This window comes from Bradyrhizobium tropiciagri (genome assembly GCF_018130505.1).
GTDB lineage: Bacteria > Pseudomonadota > Alphaproteobacteria > Rhizobiales > Xanthobacteraceae > Bradyrhizobium > Bradyrhizobium tropiciagri_B.
In genome coordinates, this window is the sequence record NZ_JAFCKH010000017.1 from 65486 (window position 1) to 90167 (window position 24682).

28 protein-coding genes and 1 pseudogene are annotated in these 24682 nt (G+C 64.2%); 15 read left to right on the forward strand and 14 right to left on the reverse strand.

The window, feature by feature from the left end:
• Positions 1–47 precede the first annotated feature (47 nt).
• A complete protein-coding gene (locus tag JQ633_RS33130) occupies positions 48–287 on the forward strand; it encodes a hypothetical protein (RefSeq protein WP_211990081.1) in 240 nt (79 codons plus the stop codon).
• Positions 288–532: 245 nt separating this feature from the next.
• On the opposite strand, the gene JQ633_RS33135 is transcribed toward JQ633_RS33130, so the two are convergent.
• Positions 533–1003 (reverse strand): winged helix-turn-helix transcriptional regulator, encoded by a 471-nt coding sequence (locus JQ633_RS33135; protein ID WP_211990028.1) that lies wholly within the window; start codon positions 1001–1003, stop codon positions 533–535.
• A 96-nt stretch (positions 1004–1099) separates the two neighbouring features.
• Between JQ633_RS33135 and JQ633_RS33140 the strand changes: the two genes are divergently transcribed.
• Both JQ633_RS33140 and JQ633_RS33145 read left to right on the forward strand, forming a co-directional pair.
• Complete coding sequence (locus tag JQ633_RS33140) at positions 1100–1873, forward strand: SDR family oxidoreductase (RefSeq protein ID WP_211990029.1); 774 nt, start codon at positions 1100–1102, stop codon at positions 1871–1873.
• A 163-nt stretch (positions 1874–2036) separates the two neighbouring features.
• Positions 2037–2195 (forward strand): hypothetical protein, encoded by a 159-nt coding sequence (locus JQ633_RS33145; protein ID WP_211990030.1) that lies wholly within the window; start codon positions 2037–2039, stop codon positions 2193–2195.
• Between the two features lie 55 nt (positions 2196–2250).
• Here JQ633_RS33145 and JQ633_RS33150 read toward each other — a convergent pair whose 3' ends face one another.
• Positions 2251–2859 (reverse strand): FMN-dependent NADH-azoreductase, encoded by a 609-nt coding sequence (locus tag JQ633_RS33150; protein ID WP_211990031.1) that lies wholly within the window; start codon positions 2857–2859, stop codon positions 2251–2253.
• A 99-nt stretch (positions 2860–2958) separates the two neighbouring features.
• On the opposite strand from JQ633_RS33150, the gene JQ633_RS33155 reads away from it, so the two are divergent.
• Positions 2959–3360 carry a winged helix-turn-helix transcriptional regulator gene (locus tag JQ633_RS33155; RefSeq protein WP_211990032.1) on the forward strand — a complete coding sequence of 134 codons (402 nt, stop codon included), beginning with the start codon at positions 2959–2961 and terminating at the stop codon, positions 3358–3360.
• Positions 3361–3518: 158 nt separating this feature from the next.
• Here JQ633_RS33155 and dprA read toward each other — a convergent pair.
• From dprA to JQ633_RS33170, 3 genes and pseudogenes are all read right to left on the reverse strand, one after another.
• Positions 3519–4544 (reverse strand): annotated as a pseudogene (gene dprA / locus JQ633_RS33160) (DNA-processing protein DprA); the annotation flags it as partial.
• 133 nt (positions 4545–4677) lie between these two features.
• Entirely contained in the window at positions 4678–5040 is a 363-nt protein-coding gene (locus JQ633_RS33165) for a hypothetical protein (protein ID WP_211990033.1), read from the reverse strand.
• 222 nt (positions 5041–5262) lie between these two features.
• Positions 5263–6084: a hypothetical protein gene (locus JQ633_RS33170; protein WP_211990034.1), complete on the reverse strand. Its 822-nt coding sequence runs from the start codon at positions 6082–6084 to the stop codon at positions 5263–5265.
• A gap of 181 nt (positions 6085–6265) precedes the next feature.
• Between JQ633_RS33170 and JQ633_RS33175 the strand changes: the two genes are divergently transcribed.
• Positions 6266–7246, forward strand: coding sequence for an IS1595 family transposase (locus JQ633_RS33175; RefSeq protein WP_211990035.1), 981 nt, complete (start codon positions 6266–6268; stop codon positions 7244–7246).
• Here the strand turns inward: JQ633_RS33175 and JQ633_RS33180 are convergent.
• From JQ633_RS33180 to JQ633_RS33190, 3 genes are all read right to left on the reverse strand, one after another.
• On the reverse strand, positions 7243–7662 hold the full coding sequence (locus JQ633_RS33180) for a hypothetical protein (protein WP_211990036.1): 420 nt from the start codon (positions 7660–7662) through the stop codon (positions 7243–7245). The two genes, JQ633_RS33175 and JQ633_RS33180, sit on opposite strands and share 4 nt — an antisense overlap.
• On the reverse strand, positions 7628–7885 hold the full coding sequence (locus JQ633_RS33185; protein ID WP_211990037.1) for a hypothetical protein: 258 nt from the start codon (positions 7883–7885) through the stop codon (positions 7628–7630). Before JQ633_RS33185 ends, JQ633_RS33180 begins: the two co-directional genes overlap by 35 nt.
• Before the next feature lie 273 nt (positions 7886–8158).
• Positions 8159–8620, reverse strand: coding sequence for a hypothetical protein (locus JQ633_RS33190; protein WP_211990038.1), 462 nt, complete (start codon positions 8618–8620; stop codon positions 8159–8161).
• 106 nt (positions 8621–8726) lie between these two features.
• On the opposite strand from JQ633_RS33190, the gene JQ633_RS33195 reads away from it, so the two are divergent.
• The 3 genes from JQ633_RS33195 to JQ633_RS33205 all read left to right on the forward strand — a co-directional run bounded on the left by JQ633_RS33195 (position 8727) and on the right by JQ633_RS33205 (position 9524).
• Positions 8727–8969 (forward strand): DUF6471 domain-containing protein, encoded by a 243-nt coding sequence (locus JQ633_RS33195; RefSeq protein ID WP_211990039.1) that lies wholly within the window; start codon positions 8727–8729, stop codon positions 8967–8969.
• 4 nt (positions 8970–8973) lie between these two features.
• A complete protein-coding gene (locus JQ633_RS33200; RefSeq protein WP_211990040.1) occupies positions 8974–9222 on the forward strand; it encodes a hypothetical protein in 249 nt (82 codons plus the stop codon).
• A gap of 131 nt (positions 9223–9353) precedes the next feature.
• The gene (locus JQ633_RS33205) at positions 9354–9524 is read left to right on the forward strand and encodes a hypothetical protein (RefSeq protein ID WP_211990041.1); all 171 of its coding nucleotides are present in this window, start codon (positions 9354–9356) and stop codon (positions 9522–9524) included.
• Between the two features lie 2 nt (positions 9525–9526).
• Here JQ633_RS33205 and JQ633_RS35555 read toward each other — a convergent pair whose 3' ends face one another.
• A complete protein-coding gene (locus JQ633_RS35555) occupies positions 9527–9799 on the reverse strand; it encodes a hypothetical protein (RefSeq protein ID WP_349631659.1) in 273 nt (90 codons plus the stop codon).
• A gap of 57 nt (positions 9800–9856) precedes the next feature.
• Here JQ633_RS35555 and JQ633_RS33210 point away from each other — a divergent pair, with 57 nt between their 5' ends.
• Positions 9857–11095, forward strand: a complete 1239-nt coding sequence (locus JQ633_RS33210) for an amidase (RefSeq protein WP_211990042.1) — start codon at positions 9857–9859, stop codon at positions 11093–11095.
• A gap of 20 nt (positions 11096–11115) precedes the next feature.
• Here the strand turns inward: JQ633_RS33210 and plsY are convergent, their stop codons facing one another.
• The 3 genes from plsY to JQ633_RS33225 all read right to left on the reverse strand — a co-directional run bounded on the left by plsY (position 11116) and on the right by JQ633_RS33225 (position 14199).
• Positions 11116–11712, reverse strand: a complete 597-nt coding sequence (gene plsY, locus JQ633_RS33215) for a glycerol-3-phosphate 1-O-acyltransferase PlsY (protein WP_211990043.1) — start codon at positions 11710–11712, stop codon at positions 11116–11118.
• Positions 11713–11938: 226 nt separating this feature from the next.
• A complete protein-coding gene (locus JQ633_RS33220) occupies positions 11939–13240 on the reverse strand; it encodes a dihydroorotase (RefSeq protein WP_211990044.1) in 1302 nt (433 codons plus the stop codon).
• Between the two features lie 5 nt (positions 13241–13245).
• Positions 13246–14199 (reverse strand): aspartate carbamoyltransferase catalytic subunit, encoded by a 954-nt coding sequence (locus tag JQ633_RS33225; protein ID WP_139484223.1) that lies wholly within the window; start codon positions 14197–14199, stop codon positions 13246–13248.
• Between the two features lie 211 nt (positions 14200–14410).
• On the opposite strand from JQ633_RS33225, the gene JQ633_RS33230 reads away from it, so the two are divergent.
• The 3 genes from JQ633_RS33230 to JQ633_RS33240 all read left to right on the forward strand — a co-directional run bounded on the left by JQ633_RS33230 (position 14411) and on the right by JQ633_RS33240 (position 16121).
• Positions 14411–15133: a M15 family metallopeptidase gene (locus JQ633_RS33230; RefSeq protein ID WP_211990077.1), complete on the forward strand. Its 723-nt coding sequence runs from the start codon at positions 14411–14413 to the stop codon at positions 15131–15133.
• 122 nt (positions 15134–15255) lie between these two features.
• Positions 15256–15669, forward strand: coding sequence for a hypothetical protein (locus tag JQ633_RS33235; RefSeq protein WP_211990045.1), 414 nt, complete (start codon positions 15256–15258; stop codon positions 15667–15669).
• A gap of 35 nt (positions 15670–15704) precedes the next feature.
• Positions 15705–16121, forward strand: coding sequence for a hypothetical protein (locus tag JQ633_RS33240; RefSeq protein WP_211990046.1), 417 nt, complete (start codon positions 15705–15707; stop codon positions 16119–16121).
• A gap of 3 nt (positions 16122–16124) precedes the next feature.
• Here the strand turns inward: JQ633_RS33240 and JQ633_RS33245 are convergent, their stop codons facing one another.
• Positions 16125–17888 (reverse strand): SulP family inorganic anion transporter, encoded by a 1764-nt coding sequence (locus JQ633_RS33245; protein WP_211990078.1) that lies wholly within the window; start codon positions 17886–17888, stop codon positions 16125–16127.
• A 279-nt stretch (positions 17889–18167) separates the two neighbouring features.
• Here JQ633_RS33245 and JQ633_RS33250 point away from each other — a divergent pair, with 279 nt between their 5' ends.
• The 3 genes from JQ633_RS33250 to JQ633_RS33260 all read left to right on the forward strand — a co-directional run bounded on the left by JQ633_RS33250 (position 18168) and on the right by JQ633_RS33260 (position 21364).
• Positions 18168–19811: an acyl-CoA dehydrogenase family protein gene (locus JQ633_RS33250; protein WP_211990047.1), complete on the forward strand. Its 1644-nt coding sequence runs from the start codon at positions 18168–18170 to the stop codon at positions 19809–19811.
• A gap of 10 nt (positions 19812–19821) precedes the next feature.
• Positions 19822–20592: a CPBP family intramembrane glutamic endopeptidase gene (locus tag JQ633_RS33255; protein ID WP_211990048.1), complete on the forward strand. Its 771-nt coding sequence runs from the start codon at positions 19822–19824 to the stop codon at positions 20590–20592.
• A 64-nt stretch (positions 20593–20656) separates the two neighbouring features.
• Positions 20657–21364: a CPBP family intramembrane glutamic endopeptidase gene (locus JQ633_RS33260; RefSeq protein ID WP_211990049.1), complete on the forward strand. Its 708-nt coding sequence runs from the start codon at positions 20657–20659 to the stop codon at positions 21362–21364.
• A 50-nt stretch (positions 21365–21414) separates the two neighbouring features.
• On the opposite strand, the gene JQ633_RS33265 is transcribed toward JQ633_RS33260, so the two are convergent.
• Entirely contained in the window at positions 21415–24660 is a 3246-nt protein-coding gene (locus tag JQ633_RS33265; protein ID WP_211990050.1) for an Ig-like domain-containing protein, read from the reverse strand.
• Positions 24661–24682: the final 22 nt, after the last annotated feature.

Below are 24682 nucleotides of genomic sequence, written 5' to 3' on the forward strand. Positions count from 1 at the left end.
AAGGGCGTATCTCTCTTTATATTAGGTGGGAATCGGAAGCGGGCGTTTTGAGCAGGACAGGGGGCGGCCGGAAGCGCAAGGCGTCCGGCCGGCGGCAACCGGCAGGCGAGCAGAGCGCGGCGGAAGGCGGCCCGGACGACGCCCTGGTCCTGATCGCGGCCGCCGCGACCGAACTCGCCAATCTCGCCCGCCGCCACAAATTCGAGATCCTCGAGCGCTTGCTCGCGATGGCGCGGCTCGAAGCCGACGAGCAACTGCGCGCGCACCGGCGAAGGAAGCTGTCGTGAGGGCGGTTGGTGGTTGCATGCGCGCCGGTCCCTGCGAAAGCAGCGACGACGGTGAGTGTGTGCCGAAATCGCCGACCAACAACGCGGTGTCATCACCCGGCTTGACCGGGTGATCCAGTATCCCAGAGGCAGTCGTTATTGACCCGATGGGCCGCGGCGTACTGGATCGCCCGGTCAAGCCGGGCGATGACAGTTGTGGGTGGGAACGCAGCTTCGCACCCTCGCGACCTGAACGGAGGGTAGAGCTACGCCGACGCGCGTGCGCGCTTTGCCTCGGGTCGCTGCTTCAGCGTGATGTCGGCCTCGTTCAGCAGCCTCCCATCCTGTGAAAATAGCGCGAGCTTCCGCACCGGCTTGCCCTTCTCGCGATCGACCAGGATGGTCGCGATCTCCTCGGGATGGTCATCGAACTCCTCGCTCCATTGCCGCAGCGCGACCAGGATCGGGAAGATGCCGTGGCCCTTCGGCGTCAGCACATATTCCTGATAGGCGCTGCCGTCGGAGGCGGGGACGGTCTTCAGGATGCCGTGCTCGACCAGCGTGCGCAGGCGGCTGGCGAGGATGTTCTTGGCAAGCCCGAGGCCGGCCTGGAATTCGCCGAAGCGGCGCCGGCCGAGGCTGGCGTCGCGGATGATCAGCAGCGACCACCAGTCGCCGAACACGTCGAGCGCGCGTGCCACCGGGCAGCTGTCGCCGGCGAGGCTGGTTCGTTTCACGGAGGTCTCCAATCACGGTCTTGTGTAGTTGCAATATTAAACCAGATGCCCTAGCTAGGCAATCAGGTTTAATAATGCAACTGCGTGGAGGCGGACATGAGACTGGCTAACAAGACGGCATTGATCACCGGCGGCAACAGCGGCATTGGCCTCGCAACGGCAAAGCTGTTCGTCGCCGAAGGCGCCAAGGTCGTGATCACCGGACGCAACAAGGAGCGGCTGGTTGCGGCGGCGAGGGAATTGGGCGCGAACGGCTTTGCGGTCGAGGCCGACGCCAACGATGTTGCGGCGCTCGAAGCCGCGGCGAAGCAGGGCGCGGAAAAATTCGGCAAGTACGACGTCGTGTTCGCCAATGCCGGCATTCCCGGCCAGACGCCGGTCGGCGGCACCACGCTTGCGGCGTTCGAGAACGTGATTCGCACCAATCTCACCGGCGTGTTCTTCACGGTGCAGGCCGCCGTGCCGTATATCAACGACGGCGCCTCGGTGATCCTCAACGGTTCGGTGATCTCGGTGCTCGGCAATCCCGGCTACTCGGCCTATGCCGCGAGCAAGGCCGGCGTGCGCGCGATGGCGCGCGTGATGGCTTCCGAACTGTCGCCGCGCAACATCCGCGTCAACGTCGTCTCGCCCGGCGCGGTGCGCACGCCGATCTGGGGCGCAGCGATCGCAACACCCGAAGCCGAGAAGGCGTTCGAGGCGCGGATCGGCGCGACCACGCCGCTCGGCCGCATCGGCGAGCCCGATCACATTTCGAAGACCGTGCTGTTCCTCGCCTCTGATGATGCCGCGCACGTGCAGGGGCAGGAGCTGTTCATCGATGGCGGCGCGACGGCTTCACCCGCAGGCGCGCCGATCTTTCGCGGATAATTTGTTTCTGATTGTAACGAACGGCCGTTGTGAAACGCTTCACAACGGCTGTTTTCGTTCGCGCCTATCATCGCGTGCTAAGAAAGCATTGAACCTTTGACGTACTCGGCGGGACTCCCGCAAAGGCGGGGAATTTCACAACGGAATCATTTGGAGCGCCGTCATGCCGAAAGCAGCTCGCATTACAACGTCGATCCCGGTTTCGTCCGCGTCCGAAAATTCAGATACCTCGCAGTTCATCACCGTCGCATTGTTCTCCGGCATCGGATTGTTGATTTCGCTCGTCGCCGTCATCCTCGGCATTCAGGGCGTCTGGTTCTGACTTCATCCCACCTGAAGGCCTGCCGTCGTCAGAGCGGCGGCAGGCCCTTGTTGCATCAGGCGGCGTTCAGGCTGCCCGCGGCCTGCAGCGCGCCGGCGACCGCCTTCTCGCGATGCTCCGGGCCGACCTGGATGCCGTCGGCAGGAATGAATTCGAGATTCCTGACGCCGATGAACCCGAACACCCCGCGTAGATACGTTTCGAGATGTTCGAGCGCGGCCATCGGCGTGTCGGCGCCGTAATAGCCGCCACGCGAGATCGCGATGATGACGCGCTTGTTTCCGGCCAGTCCCTCGACGCCGGCGGGGCCGTATTTGAAGGTCTTGCCCGCAACCAGGATGCGATCGATCCAGACCTTGAGCTGGCTCGGGATGGTGAAATTGTACATCGGCGCGCCGATCACGACGATGTCGGCGGCGAGAAACTCCTCCAGCACCGCCTGGCCGGCCGCGACGTCGTCACGGACCGACGGGTCCGGCGCTGCGCCCTGGCCGGCGGCGAGATGCAGGCCGGTGAGGTGGCCGAGCGGCCGCTGGGTGAGGTCGCGATAGGTCACGGCGAGGCCGGGATTGGCCTTTTGCAGCCGCTCGACGGCGGCGGCGGAGACCTGGCGGCTGACGGAGTGGGGGCCGAGAACGGAGGAGTCGATGTGCAGAAGTTTCATGGCAGGGGTCACCTTTGGTATAGGTTTGTAACTGGCGCTATATGAGTGACCGCCCTAAATCTCCGCAAGAACGCACATTTTTGAAACCCGAGCACACCGATGAGACCCGAGAACATCCATGTGACTGCCTCAGCAGCCCCTCCCGGCCCGCAGCACGAGGACTGCCGCGGCGTCGCCTCGGTGCTGTCGCGGGTCGGCGACAAATGGAGCGTGCTGGTGATCATGCTGCTGATCGACGGGCCGCGCCGCTTCAACGAACTGAAGCGTATGATCAACGGCATCTCGCAGCGCATGCTGACGCTGACGCTGCGCGGTCTCGAGCGCGACGGCCTCGTCACGCGCACGGTCTATCCGACCATTCCGCCGCGGGTCGATTACGAGCTGACCGATCTCGGCCGCGGTCTGGCCGAGCCGGTGAAGGCGCTCGGCCAATGGGCGTTCGCGCATCTGCCCGAGATCGAGGGCGCGCGGGGGCGATTCGATGCGCGGAAGGAGGAGTGAGCGCGCTGATCGCTTCTCTTGTTATCCGTCACCCTGAGGAGGCCGCAACGCGGCCGTCTCGAAGGGCGACGGCCACCAGCCGGGCCGTGCATCCTTCGAGACGCGCTACGCGCTCCTCAGGATGACGGGATTGGCAGTTGCAAAGCGGCAGTGTCAGGTCAGATCATCGACACCAGCCCGCCGCCGTGGCGTTCGAGCTTGCCGGCGAGCTCGAGTTCCAGCAGCACGGCGCGGACCACGGCGGGGGATGCGTCGGACATCCGGATCAGATCGTCGAGGCTGATCGGGCTCGGGCCGAGCAGGCCGATGATGCGGGCTCGGTCGGAGGCGTCGGTGGCGAAGTCGAGCGGCTCGTCGTCCTCGCGGGCGTCGAACATGACCGGCCGCTCCATGATCGGCGTCACGGCATTGACGATGTCGGCGGCTTCGGTGACCAGCGTCGCGCCCTGCTTGATCAGATCGTTGGTGCCGGCAGCGCGCGGATCGATCGGCGAGCCCGGCACGGCAAACACCTCGCGGCCCTGTTCGGCCGCCATCCGTGCGGTGATCAGCGAGCCCGAGCGGTGCGCGGCTTCCACGATGACGACGCCGAGCGAGGCGCCCGAGATCAGCCGGTTGCGCCGCGGGAAGTCGCGCGCCCGCGGCACGTGGCCGAGCGGCATTTCGGAGATCGCCGCGCCGCGCGCGAGCAGAGCGGCCAACATATCCTCATGCTCCGGCGGATAGATCTTGTCGTGGCCACCGGCCAGCACGGCGACCGTGCCGCTTGTGACGGTGGCGCGATGCGCCGCCTGATCGATGCCGCGGGCGAGGCCCGAGATCACGACAAAGCCGGCCTCGCCGAGATCGCGCGCGAGCTGGCCGGCGAATTTCAATCCGGCGCCGGAGGCGTTGCGCGAACCGACGATCGCGATCATCGGACGCGCCAGCGTGTCGAGCGCGCCGCGCACGCCGAGCAGCGGCGGCGCATCGTCGATGGTGGCAAGCCGCGGCGGATAGGCCGCTTCGCCTGATGCAACGAGGTCGACGCCGTACTTCCGGCAGGCCATCAGCTCCGCGGCGGCTTCGGCCTCGCTGCAGATGCGCGCCGAGGCGCCGCCGCGGCGCGCGAGATCGGGCAGCCGTTCCAGCGCGGCGGCCGCGTTGCCGAAATGGCGCAGCAGCGATGCAAAGGTGCGGGGGCCCGGTATTATGGCGCAAACGCCACAAGGCCCGTAGAACGGGCAAATGCGGCGCGATTACCTCATTGCGATCCTGCTGGCCGTTGCGGCGGTCCCATTGGGGGCGGCTATGATGGTCGCGCCTGACTATCTTCACCTAAGCGGATATTTCGTTCCCCTCACGTTTTGGGGAGGAATTGCGCTGGCCGCCGCGCTCATACTCGTTGCCGCCCTCATAGCTTGGCGTGGTGAAAGGGCGAACGAAAGTCACGCCGTTTCCCCTCTGAGCCACGAGCCGCGAAACGTCAGGTTGATAGACGCCATCTGGCGCATTCACCTTGGCTGCTGGGATGATAGGGTTGATTGCAGCGGCGACCCCGACGCAGAAATCAAATTCTTCAAGATAACCAGCCAAATCAGACAACTGGCCCTTGATGGGAAGTTGCCTGTCTGGGGCACTAAGGGGCGCCGCCCCGGAGCGCCATTCGAGGCAGTTCCGTTGGCGTTCTGGAGAACCCACGAGATCGTATCCTCTTACGTCATGAACTATTTGGCCCAAGACGTTTTCGTTTGCGTGACCGAGCCAACAAAAATTGGCCAAGTCCGACACGCGCGGACAATGGATTGGAATCCAGACTTCATGACAAGCCGGGAAGTCGTGGAGAGGCTATGGCCTCCTGCCCAAGGGAGGGTACCGTGAGCTAGGAGAAGCGCCGTGTGGCGGCGCGCGGCTTGGGCCGCATCAATCGGAATCGTTGCCGTAGCGGTGCAGTCGGGCGTTCTCGACCAAAATTTCGTGTCCGCTCACCGCTTTGACGGGACCCATTTGAGCGAAGAGAACCTCAATGTTGCGTCCGTTATACCGATGGCAAAAGCGAGAACGTCTTATCTCGCCGAAACCATCGTCGTAAATGATGATCCCCCAAATGTAGATAAACACCTTGTAATACTTCCCGAACTCCTTCTGGTCGAATTTGATCCTTGGAGCGCCCTGCGTCATTGCGGTACCGGGAGACAGAGTTACCTCGCCTTCTGCGGCACCTTCATCGACCGGGAAGTCATTGAAGCGGTCACTCTCATCAAAAGTATGAGTGATGGTCCACCTGACCTTCTTCGCTGGCAGATTGCCAACGTTGCGAATTATGATGTTGGGGTGGCACAAAAAGGCGGAGCCAGATGCAACTATCCCAGCAGGTTCAACGCTGATGTAGGCCCGCTGAAGGATGCGAGTATCCCGCTCTTGATTGGTGGCAGTATCTCTAGTTGCTTTCCACAACTTCTCTGTCGAATACCAGAGGCGAGCTGTGAAAACCGCAAGCACCACCGTGAATCCAGAGACCAGCGCGTGCTCGTAGGTTTCCAAGAAGTGAGTCAGGGGATGCAAGGAGACCCCGACTACCCATGGGATGACGCCGCCAAACGTGGTGCAGTGACCTTGATGGTAATCCTTGCTGGCTGCTGGGTATGTCTGTTGGCATGTCGAAAGTAGTGAATAGGCGATGTCGAACGCCACCAGCATCAAGCAGATAAAAATAAGCGGCTGAAACTTCTTTAAGCTACTCACCGCGCCCCCTGCGGTCAGAAAGCCGAATACTACCTGTTGGGGTTCTGGGACTGCAATACACCTAATAGCTTATAGTGCACCGCAAACTAACGTATTCGTGAGCTAACACAAACGATAGATTTGTTGACCCGAAGACAAGCCTATCATATTCGTTACCTATCGTATTCGTTAGGTAACGACTGTGTCCCAACACTTCCTCCTCAGCAAAGCGGCAAAGAGCCTGAGCCTAGCTCAGGTGTTCCGCATGACTGACGCGGAAGCCGAGACGGCCTTCAAGGCCATCCGTTGGGCTTCTACCGCTGGCGCTCCCGTATGCCCTTCCTGCGGCTCCGTAGAGGCTTACGAGGCCCGCCGTCCTAACGGCTCCCTGCGCTTCCGCTGCAAGGGCTGCAAAAAGGACTTCACCATCACTTCCGGGACGCTGTTCGCCAGCCACAAGCTGCCCCTGCGCGGCTATCTGGCGGCCATTGCCGTGTTCTGCAACGAAGTGAAGGGCAAGTCCGCGCTGGCGCTCAGCCGCGACCTGGGTCTGTCCTACAAGTCCGCATTCGTCCTCCTGCACAAGCTGCGCGAGGCGATGGCTGAGGAAATGAAGGACCGCGTCGTCGGCGGCGAAGGCAAGACTGCGGAAGTCGATGGCGGCTATTTCGGCGGCTACGTGAAGCCCGCCAACCTCAAAGAGGATCGTATTGACCGCCGGTTCGCCCGTAACCAGAACGGCAAGCGCAAGGTTGTCGTGATCGTGCGCGAGCGCGGCGGCAACTCGGTCCCGGCCGTGTTCGGCTCCGAAAGCCAAGCCGCCGCTTTCATCAAGGCCCGCATCGCCAAGGGGACCGTCGTCAACGCTGACGAAGCCGCCTCTTGGGATGGCCTCCATGAGCGTTTCGAGATGAAGCGCATCAACCATCAGGAGGCGTACAGCCTCGATGGTGCCTGCACCAATCAGGCTGAGGAGTACTTCAGCCGCCTGCGCCGTGCCGAGATCGGCATTCACCACCATATCGCTGGTGCGTACCTGCTGCGGTATGCGCAGGAGTCCTCATGGCGTGAGGACAACCGCAGGGTCTCGAATGGCGATCAGGTGAACCGCATTGCCGCTCTGGCCTTGAAGCGCGGCAAGTCCGTGGACTTCACCGGGTATTGGCAACGACACATCGCTTAGCGCGCGTGTCCCCTTGTATGGAAGATTGACGCCGTATCGATCAGGTTTTCATTTATCATTTGGCGCAGTTGCTCAAGGTTGGCTTCGGCCGTCGCCCGGCTCTGCGATCCAACCGGAGCGCTTGCGACCTGCGCCTCAGCATCGGCGATAATAGACTTCAGGCCGCGCAGTCTTACCTTGTTCATGATGTAGCCCGTGATCAGCGGACCTACTACCCCGATCCCAACAGCTACCCATGGCGCCGCGGACTCCACCACCAGCGTCCAAGGCTCTCCCAGTCCCAGTTTCTGGGCAATGACGATCCAGCCAGAACCAACGCCAGCACCGGCAACCTTTGAGAGGGTGCCGGGCCGGCCATTGGTTCTGAGTATGGGGGGCTGATTAGGCTGCTGCTCGGGTGCTGATTGTGATGTCATGATTTCGCCGAATGCGGTCGTGCAGGCTCACCAACTCATCGGTGTCCAGCTTCTGAACGCTATCGGCAGTAATCTCTTTCACAACCACCCCGTCCGAGTCGATAAACACAATCGACTTGGGCGTAGAGTTTTGCCAAATCCGAAATGCTAAAATGGCGGTGGGGATAATCACGGCTCCCAAAGAGAAAGCCGAGAGTAGCCTCATCACTTCTACTTCAGTCATGAGACTCACCATGTGAAAACACCTTCAGCGCTGGAAACGCTGGGGAACATGACAAGTTCCCGCAAAAGGTGCAAGGAAATCCAATTCAATTAGGACGCGGAAAATGCTTTAAAACCGTTAACGAGGCCATTTTCATGGCCTTTTGTCCGTTTGGCCAGCCCAAAGGTTCACCGCGCCTGCGTCACTTTCGCCCCGGATATATGCGGGGCTGGCCGGGTTTCCACCCGCGATTCGTAGCGTTTGCGTGAAGTATGAGCGGGCTGAGAGGCCGTTTTATTGACCCAGATCAACGATCCGCCACCTTGCCGGGCTGGCTTCGCCAACCCGCTCTACGCTCTTACCTTCGTGGTTTTTGAGGCTGTGCTGCACCGCAAGAGCGATGCCCTGCACGTCGTCGCCGGAGGCGCCCTCGACGCCATGGGCGGCCAAAACGGCCTTGGCTAGCTCCGTCGTGGTCATCGGCTCCGTGGCCGTCCTGAGCACGTCCAGCGCCCGCCGGTAGAGGGTGCCGCGCTTGAACCACGGGTTGGGCTTCCGCCGCTTCACCGCGATCCGACCCAGATTGTAGCTGGGGTCCAGCATCTTGATGACGGCCTCGACGTGCCGCATCTGCTCGCTCAAGGCGTCGTGCTGTTGCCGGTTGGCGAGTATCTGGCCGCCCAGCTCCATGTGGAGCCGTTCAAGGGTGTTGATCGCCGGGCGGGTGTGAGGGTCTTTCGTCGGTCTGCCGCGCATTGCCGCATCCTATCGAATGTGATAGCTAACGAATATGAACCGTTTGACCGGAAGTCAAGGCCGGTCTATCGTATTTGTTAGCTCACGGAATCGATAGGAGAACGCCATGGTCCTACCCAAGGCGGAAGAGGAATGGGGCCAGCGCGCCAGCGCCTTCCTCAAGGCGGAAATGAAGAAAGCCGACGTGACCTATGCCGATCTGGTCAAGCGGCTGAAGAAGCACGGCCTCAAAGACGAGACCGAGGCCGGGATCACCATGAAGCTCAAGCGGGGATCGTTCACGGCTATCTTCTTTCTTGCATGCGTTGCGGCGCTAGAGCTTGAGCAAGTGGTGTTAGAGGAAATCTGACCGCATGCCTCACCTCAATACTTGCCTTACGATCCTGCGCAGGCTGATTGCCAAGGGTGACGTGAACGGCATACCGCTGGCTGAGCGGGCGATAAAGGAATATCTTGAAGCAACACCAGAGCCTGCCCGTAGAAGCGGCCTTCGTTTGATTCAGGACGACGTTCTAATACAACGCGACGCGGTGATAGGAGATCGGTACGACTTCGCCGAAACCATTAACGTCTACATCGAGAAGGTGTTGGTATCGCTCTAATCAGACAATGAGAGATCACTTGGGAGGCGTGCAATGCACCCACAGTCAATTCTCGCAATAGTCGTCTTGGTTGCCATGATCGGGCTTGGCGCTTTTGTCGTCTATGAATACGTGCCCCATTAGGTAAAGCGATGACAAAGGAAACGAAGTCCTTGCGCAAGCAGGCCGATAAGGCCGAGCGCGCAGCGCGGGCGAGCACTGATGCTGAGGCATCCGAAAGCATGCTGGCGTTGGCGAAAGCCTTCCGCAGTCAGGCCGAAGTCATAAAGGCTAAAAAGAACACCGACAAAAAGCGCCGATGATGTTACGGTGGCGCTGCCGTCTTCCCTGTTGCGACATGGGGTTGATGGGCTAGCAAAACTAAATCCCGTCCGGCTCGGTCCGGGCGGGATTTTTCCGTCGCAGACAGGCCTTGTGGCGTTTGCGCCATAATACCGCGGGGGCCGACATTGTCGGAGCGGATCAGCCGCAGGCGATTGAGCCGTTCGGCGTCGCTAAGCGTGGCTGCGCTGGTGGTTCGGTCATGCATTGCGAGGGGCAGCTTCGCCCAACCGGAGATTGTGATCAACCGTGACATTGGCTTGGCCGCACGCGCCGCGCTAAAAGGTAGCCGACAGCAAAGGAAATGCAGGCCATGATCTCACTTGCCGACCTCAAAGCGCGCATCGAACGTGGCGAGCTTTCACCCGATACCGCCGTCGCGCAGTCGCTGGAGGCGATCCGCGCGCGCGAGAGCGCCGTCGGCGCCTTCGTCTGCCGCGACGAGAATGCGCGCGCGCAGACCACCGGGCCGCTGCGCGGGATCGCGGTCGGCATCAAGGACATCATCGACACCGCCGACTTTCCGACCGAGATGGGCTCGCAGATCTACCGCGGCCATCGTCCGCGCGGCGATGCGCCAGTCGTGATGGCGCTCAAGCGGGCCGGCGCGACCATCATCGGCAAGACCACGACGACCGCGTTCGCTGCGAATGATCCGACCGCGACGCTCAATCCGCACAACGGCGCGCACACGCCGGGCGGATCGTCGTCCGGCTCGGCGGCGGCGGTCGGCGGTGGGATGATCCCGCTGGCGCTGGGCACGCAGACCGGCGGCTCGGTGATCCGGCCGGCCTCGTTCTGCGGCGTCGCTGCGATCAAGCCGAGCTACCGGCTGCTGCCGACCATCGGCGTGAAGTGTTTTTCATGGACGCTCGACACGGTCGGGCTGTTCGGAGCCGGCGTGCGCGATGTCGCGCTGGGGCTCGCGGCGATGACGAACCGTCCGGACCTTGCGGTGCCGACAGGCGTGGCGGCGCCGCGGATCGGCGTGGTGACGCAGGCCTTCGCCGGCGCGCCGGAAGCCTCCGGTGCCGAGGCGCTGCAGAAGGCGGCGCGTGCGGCGGGACAAGCCGGTGCGACGGTGCGCGAGCTCGCGATGCCGGACGTCATCGCAGAGGCCTGGCGCATCCATCCCGTGATCCAGGACTTCGAGGCGCATCAGTCGTTCGCGTGGGAGTACGGGCAGAATTACGACGCGATGCCGCCGCTGCTGCGCGGCAGGCTCGACGAGAGCAAGGACGGTACGCCGGCCGACTACGACGCCGCGCTCGACGTCGCCGCCCGCGCGCGGCAGGCGCTGGCAGCGGTGTTCGATGAGGTCGATGTGCTCATCACGCTGTCGGCACCGGGCGCGGCGCCGCAGGGCTTATCGTCGACCGGCGATCCCCGCTACAACCGGCTGTGGACGCTGATGGGCGTTCCTTGCGTCAACGTGCCGACGCTGGTCGCGGAGGGCGGACTGCCGGTTGGCGTGACTGTCGTCGCGCCGTTCGGCGCGGATGCGCGGGCGCTGGCTACGGGGAGTTTTGTCGAGGCGGCGATCGCGAAGTAGGCGACCGTCATTCCGGGGCATTACTTCTTCTCGCCGATCTTGCCTTCGGTGCCGGCCTGCAGGCGCTTGATGTTCTCGCGGTGCATGTAGAACAGCAGCAGCGTCAGCACGACGAACAGCGAGGCCAGTGCGTTGTGCCCGAACCACCACAGGAACAGCGGCGTCAGGAAGGCGGCGATCAGGGCCGACAGTGACGAATAGCGGGTGGTGTAGGCGGTGCCGAGCCAGATCACCGCAAAGATCAGCGCCGCCGGCCAGAACAGGCCGAGCAGCACGCCGATATAGGTCGCGACGCCCTTGCCGCCGCGAAACTTCAGCCAGACCGGGAAGAGGTGGCCGAGGAACGCGCCGAGCGCGGCCACCATCGCCGCGTTCGGGCCGCCGAAGGAGCCCGCGATGATGACGGCGATGGTGCCCTTGAGCATGTCGCCGAGCAGCGTCCCGGCAGCGAGGCCCTTGCGGCCGGTGCGCAGCACGTTGGTGGCGCCGATATTGCCCGAGCCGATCGAGCGCAGATCCTGCGTGCCGGCGAGCCGGGTCAGGATCATGCCGAACGGGATCGAGCCGAACAGGTAGCCGATCAGGAAGGCGGGCAGCAGCAACGCTTCAGCGGACATCGCGGAGGCTCCCTCGGTGGTCGGTGCCATCAGCGGCGGGCAGTGCGGGCAACAGAAAATTAACCATAAATCGGCATCATCGGCTTCGGAAAGAGGAGCTTACCATGGCTTCCGTGCGCAAGCGTCTGGAGCAGGTCGTGTTCGGCCTTTATTTCGTGATCGTCGCCGTCGGCACGGCGATGGAAGCGATTACGCAGCTCGTGGTGCGCTGAGTTCCGCGAGCCCCTCACACGTGTTCGTACACGGTTCGACCACCGACGATCGTCCGGACCACGCGGCCCGAGAAGCGGGCATCGTCGAACGGCGTGTTCTTGCAGAGCGATTTGAGATCGTCGCGGTCCAGCACCCAGGGTGTGTCGGCATCGATCACGATCACGTCCGCCGGCGCCCCCGCGCGCAGCGTGCCGCCGGGTAGGCCGAGCAGTTCCGCCGGCCGGGTCGACATCGCCCGGATCAGGGTTTTGAACTCCATCTCGCCATTGTGGATCAGCCGCAGCGCCGCCGGCAGCATCGTCTGCAGGCCGACCGCGCCGCTGGCCGCTTCCGCGAACGGCAGCCGCTTGACCTCGACGTCCTGCGGATTGTGGTCGCTCATCACGACGTCGATCAGCCCTGAGGCCAGCGCCGCGACCAGCGCCTTGCGGTCGTCCTCGGTGCGCAGCGGCGGAGCCAGCTTCAGGAAGGTGCGGTAGGGGCCGATGTCGTTCTCGTTCAGCGTCACGTGGTTGATCGAGACCGAGGCCGAGACGTCGAGACCGCCGTCGCGGGCGCGCTTGAGGATCTCCAGCGACTCCATCGAGCTCAGCGACGCGGCGTGGTAGCGGCCGCCGGTCAGCGCCGCGAGCCGCATGTCGCGCTCGAGCATGATCGACTCGGCGGCGGTCGGAATTCCCATCAGCCCGAGCCTTGTGCCGAACTCGCCCTCGTTCATCACGCCTTCGCCGACGAGGTTCGGATCCTCGGTGTGATGCACGATCAGCGCGTCGAAATCGCGCGCGTAGGTGAGGGCGCGCCGCATCACCTGCGCATTGGTGACGCTCCTGTCGCCGTCGGTGAAGGCGACGGCGCCGGCAGCCTTGAGCAGGCCGATCTCGGTCATCTCCTGGCCCTGCAGGCCCTTGGTCAGCGCCGCCATCGGGTGGATGTTGACGATCGCGGTGTCGCGGGCGCGGCGCAGCACGAAGTCGACGGTCGCGGAATTGTCGATGACCGGGGAGGTGTCGGGCTGGCAGATGATGGTGGTGATGCCGCCGACGGCCGCGGCCTGGCTGGCGGAAGCAAAGGTCTCGCGGTGGCTGGCGCCGGGCTCGCCGACGAAGGCGCGCATGTCGATCAGGCCGGGGGCCACGATCTTGCCGGCGCAATTGACGATGTCGGTGCCTTCGGGGACGCCGGCGGCGCCGATGCCGCGCCTGGCGTCACGGATCACGCCGTCGGCGATCAAGACGTCACCGGGGCCGTCGAAGTCGCGCGACGGATCGATGACGCGGGCGTTGGCGAGCAGGATGGGGCGGCGGTCGGTCAGCATCGGTCTCACGCGTTCGGCAGGTTGCGGGCCAGTGCTTCCAGCACCGCCATGCGCACCGCCACTCCCATTTCGACTTGTTCACGGATCAGCGACTGTGCGCCGTCGGCGACGAAGGTGTCGATCTCGACGCCGCGGTTCATCGGGCCGGGATGCATCACCAGCGCATCGGGCTTGGCATAGGCGAGCTTCTTCTGGTCGAGGCCGAAATAGTGGAAATATTCGCCCGACGACGGCACGAAGGAGCCGTTCATGCGCTCGCGCTGCAGCCGGAGCATCATCACGATGTCGGCGCCGTTCAGCCCCTCGCGCATGTCGCGCGCGACCTCGACGCCCATCCGCTCGATGCCGGGCGGCAGCAGCGTGGAGGGGCCGACGACACGGACGCGGGCGCCCATCGTGTTCAGCAGCAGGATGTTGGAACGCGCGACGCGCGAATGCAGCACGTCGCCGCAGATCGCGATCACGAGGCCCTCGATCCGGCCCTTGTTGCGGCGGATGGTCAGCGCGTCGAGCAGCGCCTGGGTCGGATGCTCGTGGCTGCCGTCCCCGGCATTGATCACGGAACCGTCAACCTTGCGCGCCAATAGCTCGACCGCGCCGGAGGCGTGGTGGCGCACCACCAGGATGTCCGGGTGCATCGCGTTCAAGGTCACCGCGGTGTCCATCAGCGTCTCGCCCTTGCGGGTCGACATCGATGACACCGACATGTTCATGACGTCGGCGCCGAGGCGTTTTCCGGCGATCTCGAACGAGGACTGGGTCCGGGTCGAGGCCTCGAAGAACAGATTGACCTGGGTGCGGCCGCGCAGGGAGGCGCGCTTCTTGTCGACCTGCCGGTTGAGCTCGACATACTCCTCGGAGAGGTCGAGCAGGCCGGTGATGTCGTCGGCGGAAAGGCCCTCGATGCCCAGCAAATGCCGGTGGCCGAGGACGAAAGTCGATTTCAATGATGGGGTCATTAAAGCGAGAGCTATAGGCGCGGATGGCCTGGGGGGCAAGCGCGAAGAGGGGGTGGCGGAGTTATCCCCCGCGTAAGTGAACACGGGTCTGCCGCCCGTCATGCCCGGGCTTGTCCCGGACATCCGCGTCTTGCTTGATTTCACCCTGCATGAGACCTGGACCGCCATGACGATGCGCCTCACGCCCGTAAAACTGTTGATGAGCGCCGTCATGATCGCGGCATGGAATTCTCCGGTCCGGGCGCAAACGATGCCCCGCGGCTTCGTGTTCCTGCGCGAAATCGAGCCGTCCATCATCCAGGACATCCGCTACGCCAGCTCGAACAACTTCATGGGCCGGCCGATCGCGGGCTACGGCGCCGGCGAATGCGTGGTGAAGCGGGAGGTGGGGCTGAAGCTGAAGGCCGTGCAGCAGGAGCTGGCGCGGCAAAACCTGTCGCTGAAGATGTTCGATTGCTACCGGCCGGCGCGCGCGGTCGCCGACATGGTGGCGTGGTCGAAGAACGGCCGGGAAACCGCGGCGGAGCGGCGCTACAACCCGGCCTTCGCCAAGGCGGATCTGTTTCGCCTCGGCTACATCGCCACGCATTCCGGCCACTCGACCGGCGCTGCGGTCGATCTGACGCTGGTCGACCTTGCGGCCGACAATTCCGGCAAGTTCGATCCCGCGAACGATTACTCCGACTGCACAGCGCCGGCCGCGGCGCGCGCGCCGGAGGGCAGCGTCGACATGGGCACCGGTTATGACTGCTCCGACATTAAGGCCCATACATCCGCTGGTATGATCACGCCGGCGCAGCGGCGCTGGCGCAGCAGGCTGGTCGCGACGATGGCCCGGCAGGGCTTCGTGAACTACGCCAAGGAATGGTGGCACTTCTCGTTGCCGGGAGCAGGCGGGCCGGCCTACGATTTTCCCATCACGCGGCTGCGTTAGTTTGCGTTAAATGCGACGTATCCTGGCAATGGTGCGGTTGCCATGGAACAAGCAGCCGGGCGCGCATTCAACACTCCTTAATTGCCGAAGCGCGATGTACCCGCATTGCGGGAGAATGCGTGATGCGTTTGGCAGCCTTTGCAATTGTTGCCGTCGGCCTTGCCGGCGTTGCGGCCTACGACCAATACGACAAGAGGGCGAACTATCAGCGTGTCGAGGCACGCATCGCCGCCATCAACGAGCAGTGCTATCTGGAAAAGGTCGAGCGTGGGATCGCAACCAAGACGACGTCGACCTCCGGCCTGGTGCGTTGCGAGCTCGCCGAGCTGTTGAAGCGCGAGCACCCGAAATGGCAGGGCTACGACGTGAAGCACAAGATCGAGTTGAGCCTCGTCTATGTCTCGCCGGTTGATGGCGCCGCCCACACGTCCAGCCTGCACATGTCGGCGTTCCCCAACGGCAAGCCGCTACGCCCGGGCGAGGTGCTCCTGGTGCTGGCGTCGAAAAGCAAGGTGGACAAGACGCGCATGATCTGATCGGCGCGTCGGCTGACAGGGTGGAGGTTTGAAACATGCGTTCTGCCGTCTATCCAGCCATCGCGCTGCTCGCCTTGATCGCGCCTGTAACGGCGCGCGCCGACATGCTCAGCGATGCCGAGGCGACGTTCCTCGACGAGCTCGTCACTGCGGCCGCGGTTCTCGGCCAATTATGCACCGGCTATGAGGTCAACGGTGCCGGCGGTGTTCAGCTCGGCGCCAGGCTGCTCGGCAGCACCGACGCGGCGATGGCTATGATCGATGCGGTCGACACCGCCATCAAGGCCCATGATGGCAACGACTACGATCCGGCAAAATTTCGCCCCGAGGTGTACGAGGCGGCCAGCAAGACGGCCAGGCGAGTCCAGGCGGACTTGATCAATGATCCGAAACAGGCCTGCGCCGCCTATGGCGAGATCAGCGCGGAGCGCGGCCTGCTGAGGAGGTTCTGACAGTTACATCGATTTTGCACCGGATGCGCCGGCTCGGTCCGCTTCTGTCCCGGTGTCCGGCACGTCCTTGTCTTCCCAGTCTTCCCACGTCACGTTGTTGACGTCGAGATAGCGGGCGACGGCAACCCCGATGGTCGGGAAGAAGTAAAGCTCGCCGAGCTGCGCGAACAGGCCGAACCGTTTCAGCTTGTCCTTCACGGGATCCTTGAGCTCGGCGAAGCAAAGCTCGATGCCCTGCGCGTGCAGCGTCTGGTCCAGTTCGGCAACCACGTCGCAGGCGGTGACGTCGACGCTCGTCACGGGCTCCGCGGCCACGACCAGCCAGCGCACCGGTGTCGGCGATGTCGCGACCGCATCCAGGACACGCTCCCTGAAGAATTCAGCGTTGGCGAAGAACAGCGGCGCATCCCAGCGAAACAGCACCAGCCCGGGGATCCGGCGCGCGTCCGGATATCGCGTGATGTCGTGATAGCCCTTGACGCCGTGGGCGCGCCCCAGGATAGCGGAGTGCGGACGCCAGCCGTCCCACAGGAACTCGGCGATCGCGAGCGCGATCGCAAGACCAATGCCCGGGATCACGCCGAGCACCGCGACGCCGACGAGGCAGACGATCGACAGCCAGAATTCCCAGCGCTGAATCCGATAGATCCGTCTGAGATCGTTGACTTCAAACAGGCCGATCGCCGCGGCGATGACGACGGCGGCCAGCGCGGCGTTGGGCAGATGCTGCAGCAGGTTCGGCGCGATCAGCAGGAGCAGGGCGATGGCAAGCGCGCCGACGACGCTGGTGAGCTGGGTGTGGGCGCCGGCGGCTTCCGCGACGGGCGTGCGCGAACTGCTGCTGCTGATCGGGAAACCCTGGAAGAATCCGGTGGCCAGATTGGCGGCGCCAAGCCCGACCATCTCCTGATTGGGATCGACGCGAGCCCCCAGTCGCGCGGCGTAGGAGCGCGACAGCACGCTGGTATCGGCAAACGACACCATCGCGATGGCGCAGCCGCCGAGCAGCACCGGGACGATGTCGGCGGTAGTGATCCACGGGACGACGAAACCCGGCAGACCCTGCGGAAGCGGACCAAGCACCTTGACGCCATAGCGCGTCCCGAGATCGAGCATGCCGACGATGATCGTCGCCCCGACGACGGCGATCAGAATGCCCGGCACCCGCTTGTGGTTCTTGAGCAGCAGGATCACGATCAACGTGGCAAGCCCGATCCCGAACGCGACCCAGTTTATTTGGCCCGCAAGGATCGCGCTGACGATCGCGATCGCGCTTCGCAGCGGTCCCTCGCTGTCGATCGAAAAGCCGAACAGCTTGGGCAATTGGCTGATCAACACGGTCAGCGCAATTCCGTTCATGTAGCCGTAGCGTATCGGCTTGGACAGAAGCTCGGTGACAAAGCCGAGCCGCGCGACGCCTGCGAGGATGCAAACCAATCCCGAGACGATCGCCATCATGCCCGCGAGCGTCACCGCCCGCACCGGATCGCCGTGCGCCAGCGGCGTGATGACCCCAAGCAGGATGCCTGCCAGCGCCGAGTCCGGGCCGAGCACGAGAATGCGGCTTGGGCCGAACAATGCGTAGGCCAGCAGCGGCACGATCGTCGCGTACAAACCGTAGATGCCAGGCAGGCCCGATGCGGTTGAGTAGGCAATGCCGACCGGGACCAGCATGGTCGCCAGCACGAAGCCGGCGAAGATGTCATGCGGAAGCCAGGCCGCTTCATAGCGACGGAGCGTGTCCAGTCCGGGCAACCAGTGCTTCACGGCGGTCACTCCCAAGCCCGCGTTGAGCCAGCCTCGGCGCCATGTCCTGTTGGCTCGATGGCCGATCCAAAAGGTGGTCCGGCCTTCGGACCGGTGACGTTGACGTAGATCAAGAGGGCCCGTGGGCGCCCGGCCGGCACGCGCATTTTTTCCTGCCCGGCACCCGCGGAGCGGCCTATGATCTGCCGATTCCGCTGCGCGGTGACTGCGGCATGACCCCGCAGCGGAAACCTGGCCGATCTTGTACCATGCGCGCAGCTTGCGTTGCCTGAGGAGACCATGACGCAGACTCGATTTGCGACCCACGAGGTCCTCAATCAGTCGCCGCCGTTCGAGGATGTCGACCTCTTCAGCGCGGATGCGCCGCTGGTCGCGGCCGTCGCTGCCAATGGCGGGGCAGGGGCTGCCGCCGAGCTGTCCGACTTCGGCCGGCATTGGGGTTCCGCCGCGATGGCCGAGCGCGGCCGCATCGCCAATGAGAACACGCCAAAACTGCGGCTGTTCGACGCCAGAGGCAATCGCCGCGACGAGGTCGAATTTCATCCGGCCTATCACGAGCTGATGGCGCACTCGGCGCATGCAGGTGTGCACAATTCGACCTGGAGCGCCGACGGCAGGCCGGCTGGCGGCGCGGCCGAGGTGGTGCGGGCGGCCAAATTCTACATCGCCGCGCAGGTCGAAACCGGGCATCTCTGCCCGATCACGATGACGCGGGCCTCGGTCGCGGCGCTCGCTTCGCAGCCGGATATCCTCGCCAGGACGATGCCGGTGATCGGCACGCGCGCCTACGATCCGGCCTTCGCGCCGTGGTGGACCAAGCGCGGCATGACGCTCGGCATGGGCATGACGGAGAAGCAGGGCGGCACCGACGTGCGCGCCAACATGACCCGCGCCGAACGCGACGGCGATGCCTGGCGCATCACCGGGCACAAATGGTTCATGTCGGCGCCGATGTGCGATGCGTTCCTGGTGCTGGCGCAGACCGATGGCGGCCTGAGCTGCTTCTTCATGCCGCGCTTCGCGCCTGATGGCTCGGTCAACGCGATCCATTTCCAGCGGCTGAAGGACAAGCTCGGCAACCGTTCCAACGCCTCGTCCGAGGTCGAATTCCACGGCGCCCATGCCGAGCTGATCGGCGAGGAGGGCAAGGGCATCCGCACCATCATCCAGATGGTGCAGCTCACGCGGCAGGATTGCGCGATCGCCTCCGCCGGGCTGATGCGCTCGGGCCTGGCGCATGCGCTGCACCACGCGCGGCATCGCAGCGTGTTTCAGAAGCATCTCGCCGACCAGCCGCTGATGCGGGGAGTGCTCGCCGACATGGCACTGCATGTCGAGGCGACGGTTGCGCTCGTGATGCGGCTGTGCCGGGCGTTCGACCGTGCACCGGCCGATGCCGGCGAGGCCGCCTATGTGCGGCTGCTGACGCCGGCGATCAAATACTGGACCTGCAAGAGCGCGCCGCCTTTCCTCTACGAGGCGATGGAGTGCCTCGGCGGCAACGGCTATGTCGAGGAAGGCATTCTGGCGCGCCACTACCGTGAGGCGCCGGTCAACGCGATCTGGGAGGGCTCCGGCAACGTGATGTGCCTCGACGTGCTGCGTGCGCTCGGCCGCGAGGCGGACGCCGCGCTGGCGGTGCTGCGCGCGCTCGCCGACGATACCAAAGGCCTGCCGGGTGCCGCGGAGACGGCCGCATCGATCGGAAAGGCCTTCCGCCGTCCCGACAGCGAGCGCATCGCGCGGCTTGCGGTCGAGCAGCTGGCGCTGCTCGCGGCGACGGCGGCGCTGAACCGGGTCGCGCCCAAGGGCGCCGAACTATTTGCCGCGACACGGCTCGCCGCCGGCCGCGCCGCCATGTACGGTGCGGTGGACCTGTCCGATGACGACCAGCGCGCGCTGTTGCAGCGGGCGTTGCCATGAAGGCCTGCTGATGGACGCATTCAATTCCGACCTGCCGCCTGCCGCGATCGAGCCGGCGCCGCGCCCGCCACGGGTCTGGAAGTTCTGGGGCACCGCGCTGTGGGGCCTCGTGATCTTCACCGCGATGTTCCTCGGCCAGCTCGCCGTCGTGATCTACACCGTCCTGCTGCAGGGCGGGCCGCTGTCGGTGACGGGCATCACCCAGGTCGTCGCCAACGGCTTGACGATTTCGCTCTCGGTGATCGCCGGACTGCCGATGGTGCTGCTGGTGCTGTGGATCGCCATCCGCCCGACCCGGATCCCGTTCGCCGACTATCTCGGGCTGCGAGGCACGTCGTGGAAGAACGTGATCATCGGCGTCATTGCGCTCGGCGTCCTGGTCGGCGTCTGGGACGCGGTGTCGCGCACGGTCGGCCGCGAGGTGACGCCGGGGTTCATGGGCGACGTGCTGAAATCGGCGCAGGCCGACGGCGCGTTGTGGCTGCTGGTGCTCGCATTCGCCGGCGCCGCGCCGCTCTGGGAGGAGCTGTTCGCGCGCGGCTGGCTGTATCGCGGCTGGTCGGAATCGTTTCTCGGGCCCTATGGCGCGATCGTGCTGTCGGCGCTGGTCTGGACACTGATGCACCTGCAATACGACTGGTTCTTCCTCTGCGAGGTGCTGTCGATCGGACTGCTGTTCGGCTACCTGCGCTATCTCACCGGCTCGACCTGGCTGACCATTCTGCTGCATGGGCTGAACAATCTGGCGGCGACGATCCAGACCTGGTGGTTGACGGGGTGACCTCTTGATATGTTAGATAGAGGGAAGGCCGCCCCTCGCTGCGAAGTTGTCGCAGAAAATCCGAATGTCGAATTACCAAAACGCTCCGATCCCGGCGTCGGCAAAATTGCCGCGAACATGGAATTTCGCGGACACGACGCTTATTGGCGTGGTCGCTTATGGCGCCTTCGTACTGGCAGGATCGCTCGTCCTTCTTGTCCTTGCGATGACGCAATATTCCTTACAATCGCCAGACGCGTCTTTTGTGCTGGGCAGTCCAGCCGCCGTCGCGGTGCTGTGGGTCGCGACCCGAAAGCTCGATCGCGACTTCTCTGAATATCTTGCGCTCAATTGGCCTCGTCCAAGACAGCTTCTTCTCGCGTTCGCAGTCACGGCCGTCTTGCTGATCGCGGAAGCCCATTTTCAAGCATTCGTGGATGCGGACACGAGTTGGATCGCACCCAGTCTGAAAGTTTATGGACGGGCGGGTTTGCTGATCTTCCTGATCGCAGGCTGCCTGGCGGCGCCGATCATGGAGGAGTTTATTTTCCGCGGCTTCCTGTTTCGGGGATGGTCGCAGTCTTTCGCCGGCCCGACCGGTGCCATCGTCCTGACATCGGTCATCTGGGCCCTGATCCACACGCAATACGACTGGTCGGGTCAGTTCTGTATCTTCGTTTCCGGCCTCGTTCTGGGGTACCTTCGCTGGCGAAGCAACTCCACCTGGCTGACGGTAATCGTTCATTCGACGATTAACATCGTCGTCCTATTCTCGATAGGTCCTTACGTCTAAGGCCCAGCCGCGGCGAACGCGATCGGCATCGTGATCGCCGCAAAGGACTCTCAGATCAACAGGAAGCTGCCTGCGCTGAGCTGGTTCAGACTGACGTGATCCAGGGTGATCGTATTGGCCGCATTATGGGGATCGCTGATCACGACGTTGCCATGGCCGTCATTGGCGGCGTAGTGCGCAAGGATGTCGGCAACGCTGCCGAACGTCGACGCCTGCAACTCGATCACGTCAGGCTTGCCGAAGTCCTTGATCTCGTTGTGGCCGAAGTCGTACTGGAAAACGAAGTGGTCCGGACCGTTGCCGCCGGTCAGCACATCGTTTGGACCTCCGAGCAGGACATCCTGGCCGTTGCCGCCCGAAAGGGTCTGGTGACCGAGGCTTCCATCAACGATGGACTGGCCATTGCCGCTCGAGACTGTCTGGCCCGGCGTGCCTGAGACATAAGTCTGGCCGGGCGCGGCCGTGGTGACCGTCAGGCTCGCGGTGGAGGAGCCGCCGTGACCGTCGGTGACTTGATACGTAAACCTGTCTTGAGCAACGCCAAGCGCCGCAAGATGGCCGTCCGATTGGTACGAGTAATGCCCGTCGGAGGACAGGGTCAGCCAGCCATATTTACCATGCAGTTGCTGGCCGAGGGTGCCGCCGGTCAATGCCGCGACCGCGATGGCGTCGCCGTCGGGATCGGAATCATTGGCGAGCACGTTTCCGGAGACCAGACCTCCCTTGCTGATGCCCGCAATCTCGGCATTGGCGACCGGAGCGCGGTTGAGCGTGATGTCGAGCGTGGCAGTGTCCGTGCCGCCGTTGCCGTCGCTGACCGTGTAGTCGTAGCTGTCGTGCAGGTGAACCCCGGTCGGTGCCGAGGCGAGGGCGGCGCTGTTGTCCGCCACGTAGCCATAATGTCCGTCCGAGAACAGTGACAGGTGGCCGTAGGTGCCGGCCGTCGCGACACCGACATTGGCGGCGAGTCCGTCGACCGCGCTCACGACAAGCGTGTCGCCCTCGGGATCGGTATCGTTGCCGAGCACGCCGGGTGCAGCGACCGAAAGCCCGGCGACTTGCGCATTGGCCGTATCGTTAGTCGCCACCGGCGGATCATTGTAGCTTCCGTTCAATGTGACCGCGATATCGCGCTGGGCGAGGCCGCCATTGGCGTCGGACAGCGTGACGAGAAAATGCTCGACGCGGGTTTCGCCGGGGGCGAGGAACGCAACGGCGGCGTTGTCCACAGTGAATTGCCAGTCGACTGCGCCGCCGGTCCCGTCGCCGGTGGTGTCGCTGTGCAACGCCGCCGTGAATGTTCCGATCGAGCCCGGCGTCAGCGGGGTGACGGTGACGCTATGCGTGTCGGCGACGTCGGAATCGGAGAACCCGAATGATCCCTCAGTTGCCAGCAACCCGGCGACCCCGCCCGATAGCTCGGTGACCTGTCCGGGCGCCGTCCAGTGGGCATTGAGCGTGAAGCCGAGCGTCGCCGCCGCGACGTTCTGCAGCGCCGCCGCCACTGCCGGCGTGATGCCGAGATCGGCCGCCGCGTGCTCGGCAGCGCCGAGCGAGCGGGGATCGAGCCCCGTGAGTGTTCCGAACAGGGTGAGCGCACTGAGATAGGAGCCGTACTTGCTGGCATGCAGATTGTCGTCCCACCACAGGTCGACCTTGCCGTCCGCGCCGGCGTCGGGTGCGTAGGGATCGCGGACCGCCGTGCCGTTCTGAACGGCGGCGAGGAAGGCCGCGCCGACCGGGGCGACACCCGCGAAGATCGGATTTGCTGCGGCAAGGCCCTCATAGGCGGCGCGCAGATCCGCCGTCATCGCCTCGAGCGAGGTGTAATATTCCGGCGCATTCGTCGCCGTGTTGGTAACGGCGCCGGTATTGTCGTCGGTGTTGGCGACAACCGCGCCCGTCACCATGTTCGGCCGCGCCCAGGTCTCGTACAGATAGACGTTGGTTGCGGGATTGGCGTTCGGATTGGCCGGAACGGCGCCGTCGGCCGCGCCCGTGGTCGCGTATTGCGCGAGCTTCACCGCGTAGGTGTTGAACGACTGAAGGTCCGGATCGGCCGCTCCCGCGGTCGAGAAGGTGTTTGCGCCGGTGACCGTGAAGTCGTGTCCGGGCAGCGTTGCCGTTCCCGATACGGTGAAATTGACCGTCAAAGGTCCGGTGTTCGGGCCCGAGCGGGTAAACTGGTAGACCAGATTGCCGGATCCGTCCTCGTAAACGGCTGAAGCGGCGAGGCTGAGTGAGATGTTCGGCAGCGAGGTATCGGTGCCGGGCGCGAAGTCGTCATTCAGGATGGTGGCGGAGATCGCCCCCTGCGTACCGACATTGTAGGCGGCGTTGGCGCTCAGCGTCAGGCGGATCGATTCGTCGTTCTCCACCGTGGTATCCGGCTTCGGATCGAGCGTGAGGGTAGCGCTGCTGGCACCCGCCGGAATCACCACCGAGCCGCTGTTGCTGGTGAAGCTCATGCTGCCAGTGGTCTGCTGGCCGTTGGCCTGGAAGCTGGTCGTGAACAGGTTGACGAAGTTCTCGAAGTCGCCGGTCGAGGTGTTGACCGAGGGCGCCGTGCTGCCGTCACGGGCGGCACCGAACTGAATGGTGAGCGGCGTGTCCGTCGGTCCGGTGCGGGTGAAGGTGTAGACGAGCTTCTGTGAGCCGTCCTCCAGCACCGCGCCGGGAGAGGCGACGAGCGTGACGGTCGGGAGAGCAGGATTGATCACGGGACCAGTCGGATCGTCGTTCAGGATCGTTCCGCTGACGACGCCGGCGCTGGTGCGATAGGCGGAGCTGGCGTTGATCTGGAGGCCGATCGTCTCGTCGGTCTCCATCGTGGTGTCGGCTGTCGGATGAATGACCAGCGTCGCCGTCGAGGAACCTGGGGCGAAAGTGATGGAGCCGGAACCCGAGGGCAGCGCCTGGGTGCTGTTGTCCTGCAGCACGACGGTGTCCCAGGACTGGCTCGCGACGTTGCCGCGCAGGTCCCAGCCGGCAGGATTGCTGTTGAGGTACTGGCCCTGCAGCGTCGCGGCGTTGCGCGCCGAGATGGCGACGTCAAGCTCGAGGCCCGCCTGAGAGGCGAGGGCCTCGAAGATGCCGGGAACGCCGCCCCAGGGATGCGGCTCGTACGGATTGGAACCGGTGGTGTTCGCGAACGTGGTGCCGGGCACCGGCGCCGTCAGATCCCTGACGTTGTCGGCATTGTAGCTCATGACCGGATCGACGCGGCCGAACGTGAAGCTGTTGCCCACGAAGAGAATTGAACCGCCGGAATCGAGCTGGATCGAGCTGTCAGTCATGATGTTCCTTCCCCACGCCGCG

Bases quoted from the DNA above. Each gene is read 5' to 3' on its own strand.
- JQ633_RS33140 (WP_211990029.1), top strand. From the start codon at position 1,100: ATGAGACTGGCTAACAAGACGGCATTGATCACCGGCGGCAACAGCGGC.
- JQ633_RS33205 (WP_211990041.1), top strand. From the start codon at position 9,354: ATGACAAAGGAAACGAAGTCCTTGCGCAAGCAGGCCGATAAGGCCGAG.
- JQ633_RS33240 (WP_211990046.1), top strand. From the start codon at position 15,705: ATGCGTTCTGCCGTCTATCCAGCCATCGCGCTGCTCGCCTTGATCGCG.
- JQ633_RS33210 (WP_211990042.1), top strand. From the start codon at position 9,857: ATGATCTCACTTGCCGACCTCAAAGCGCGCATCGAACGTGGCGAGCTT.
- JQ633_RS33220 (WP_211990044.1), bottom strand. From the start codon at position 13,240: ATGCTGACCGACCGCCGCCCCATCCTGCTCGCCAACGCCCGCGTCATC.
- JQ633_RS33150 (WP_211990031.1), bottom strand. From the start codon at position 2,859: ATGAAACTTCTGCACATCGACTCCTCCGTTCTCGGCCCCCACTCCGTC.
- plsY (WP_211990043.1), bottom strand. From the start codon at position 11,712: ATGTCCGCTGAAGCGTTGCTGCTGCCCGCCTTCCTGATCGGCTACCTG.
- JQ633_RS33225 (WP_139484223.1), bottom strand. From the start codon at position 14,199: ATGACCCCATCATTGAAATCGACTTTCGTCCTCGGCCACCGGCATTTG.
- JQ633_RS33180 (WP_211990036.1), bottom strand. From the start codon at position 7,662: ATGACATCACAATCAGCACCCGAGCAGCAGCCTAATCAGCCCCCCATA.
- JQ633_RS33195 (WP_211990039.1), top strand. From the start codon at position 8,727: ATGGTCCTACCCAAGGCGGAAGAGGAATGGGGCCAGCGCGCCAGCGCC.
- JQ633_RS33260 (WP_211990049.1), top strand. From the start codon at position 20,657: ATGTCGAATTACCAAAACGCTCCGATCCCGGCGTCGGCAAAATTGCCG.
- JQ633_RS33155 (WP_211990032.1), top strand. From the start codon at position 2,959: ATGAGACCCGAGAACATCCATGTGACTGCCTCAGCAGCCCCTCCCGGC.
- JQ633_RS33190 (WP_211990038.1), bottom strand. From the start codon at position 8,620: ATGCGCGGCAGACCGACGAAAGACCCTCACACCCGCCCGGCGATCAAC.
- JQ633_RS33250 (WP_211990047.1), top strand. From the start codon at position 18,168: ATGACGCAGACTCGATTTGCGACCCACGAGGTCCTCAATCAGTCGCCG.
- JQ633_RS33200 (WP_211990040.1), top strand. From the start codon at position 8,974: ATGCCTCACCTCAATACTTGCCTTACGATCCTGCGCAGGCTGATTGCC.
- JQ633_RS33255 (WP_211990048.1), top strand. From the start codon at position 19,822: ATGGACGCATTCAATTCCGACCTGCCGCCTGCCGCGATCGAGCCGGCG.
- JQ633_RS33235 (WP_211990045.1), top strand. From the start codon at position 15,256: ATGCGTTTGGCAGCCTTTGCAATTGTTGCCGTCGGCCTTGCCGGCGTT.
- JQ633_RS33265 (WP_211990050.1), bottom strand. From the start codon at position 24,660: ATGACTGACAGCTCGATCCAGCTCGATTCCGGCGGTTCAATTCTCTTC.
- JQ633_RS33230 (WP_211990077.1), top strand. From the start codon at position 14,411: ATGATCGCGGCATGGAATTCTCCGGTCCGGGCGCAAACGATGCCCCGC.
- JQ633_RS35555 (WP_349631659.1), bottom strand. From the start codon at position 9,799: ATGTCACGGTTGATCACAATCTCCGGTTGGGCGAAGCTGCCCCTCGCA.
- JQ633_RS33145 (WP_211990030.1), top strand. From the start codon at position 2,037: ATGCCGAAAGCAGCTCGCATTACAACGTCGATCCCGGTTTCGTCCGCG.
- JQ633_RS33185 (WP_211990037.1), bottom strand. From the start codon at position 7,885: ATGACTGAAGTAGAAGTGATGAGGCTACTCTCGGCTTTCTCTTTGGGA.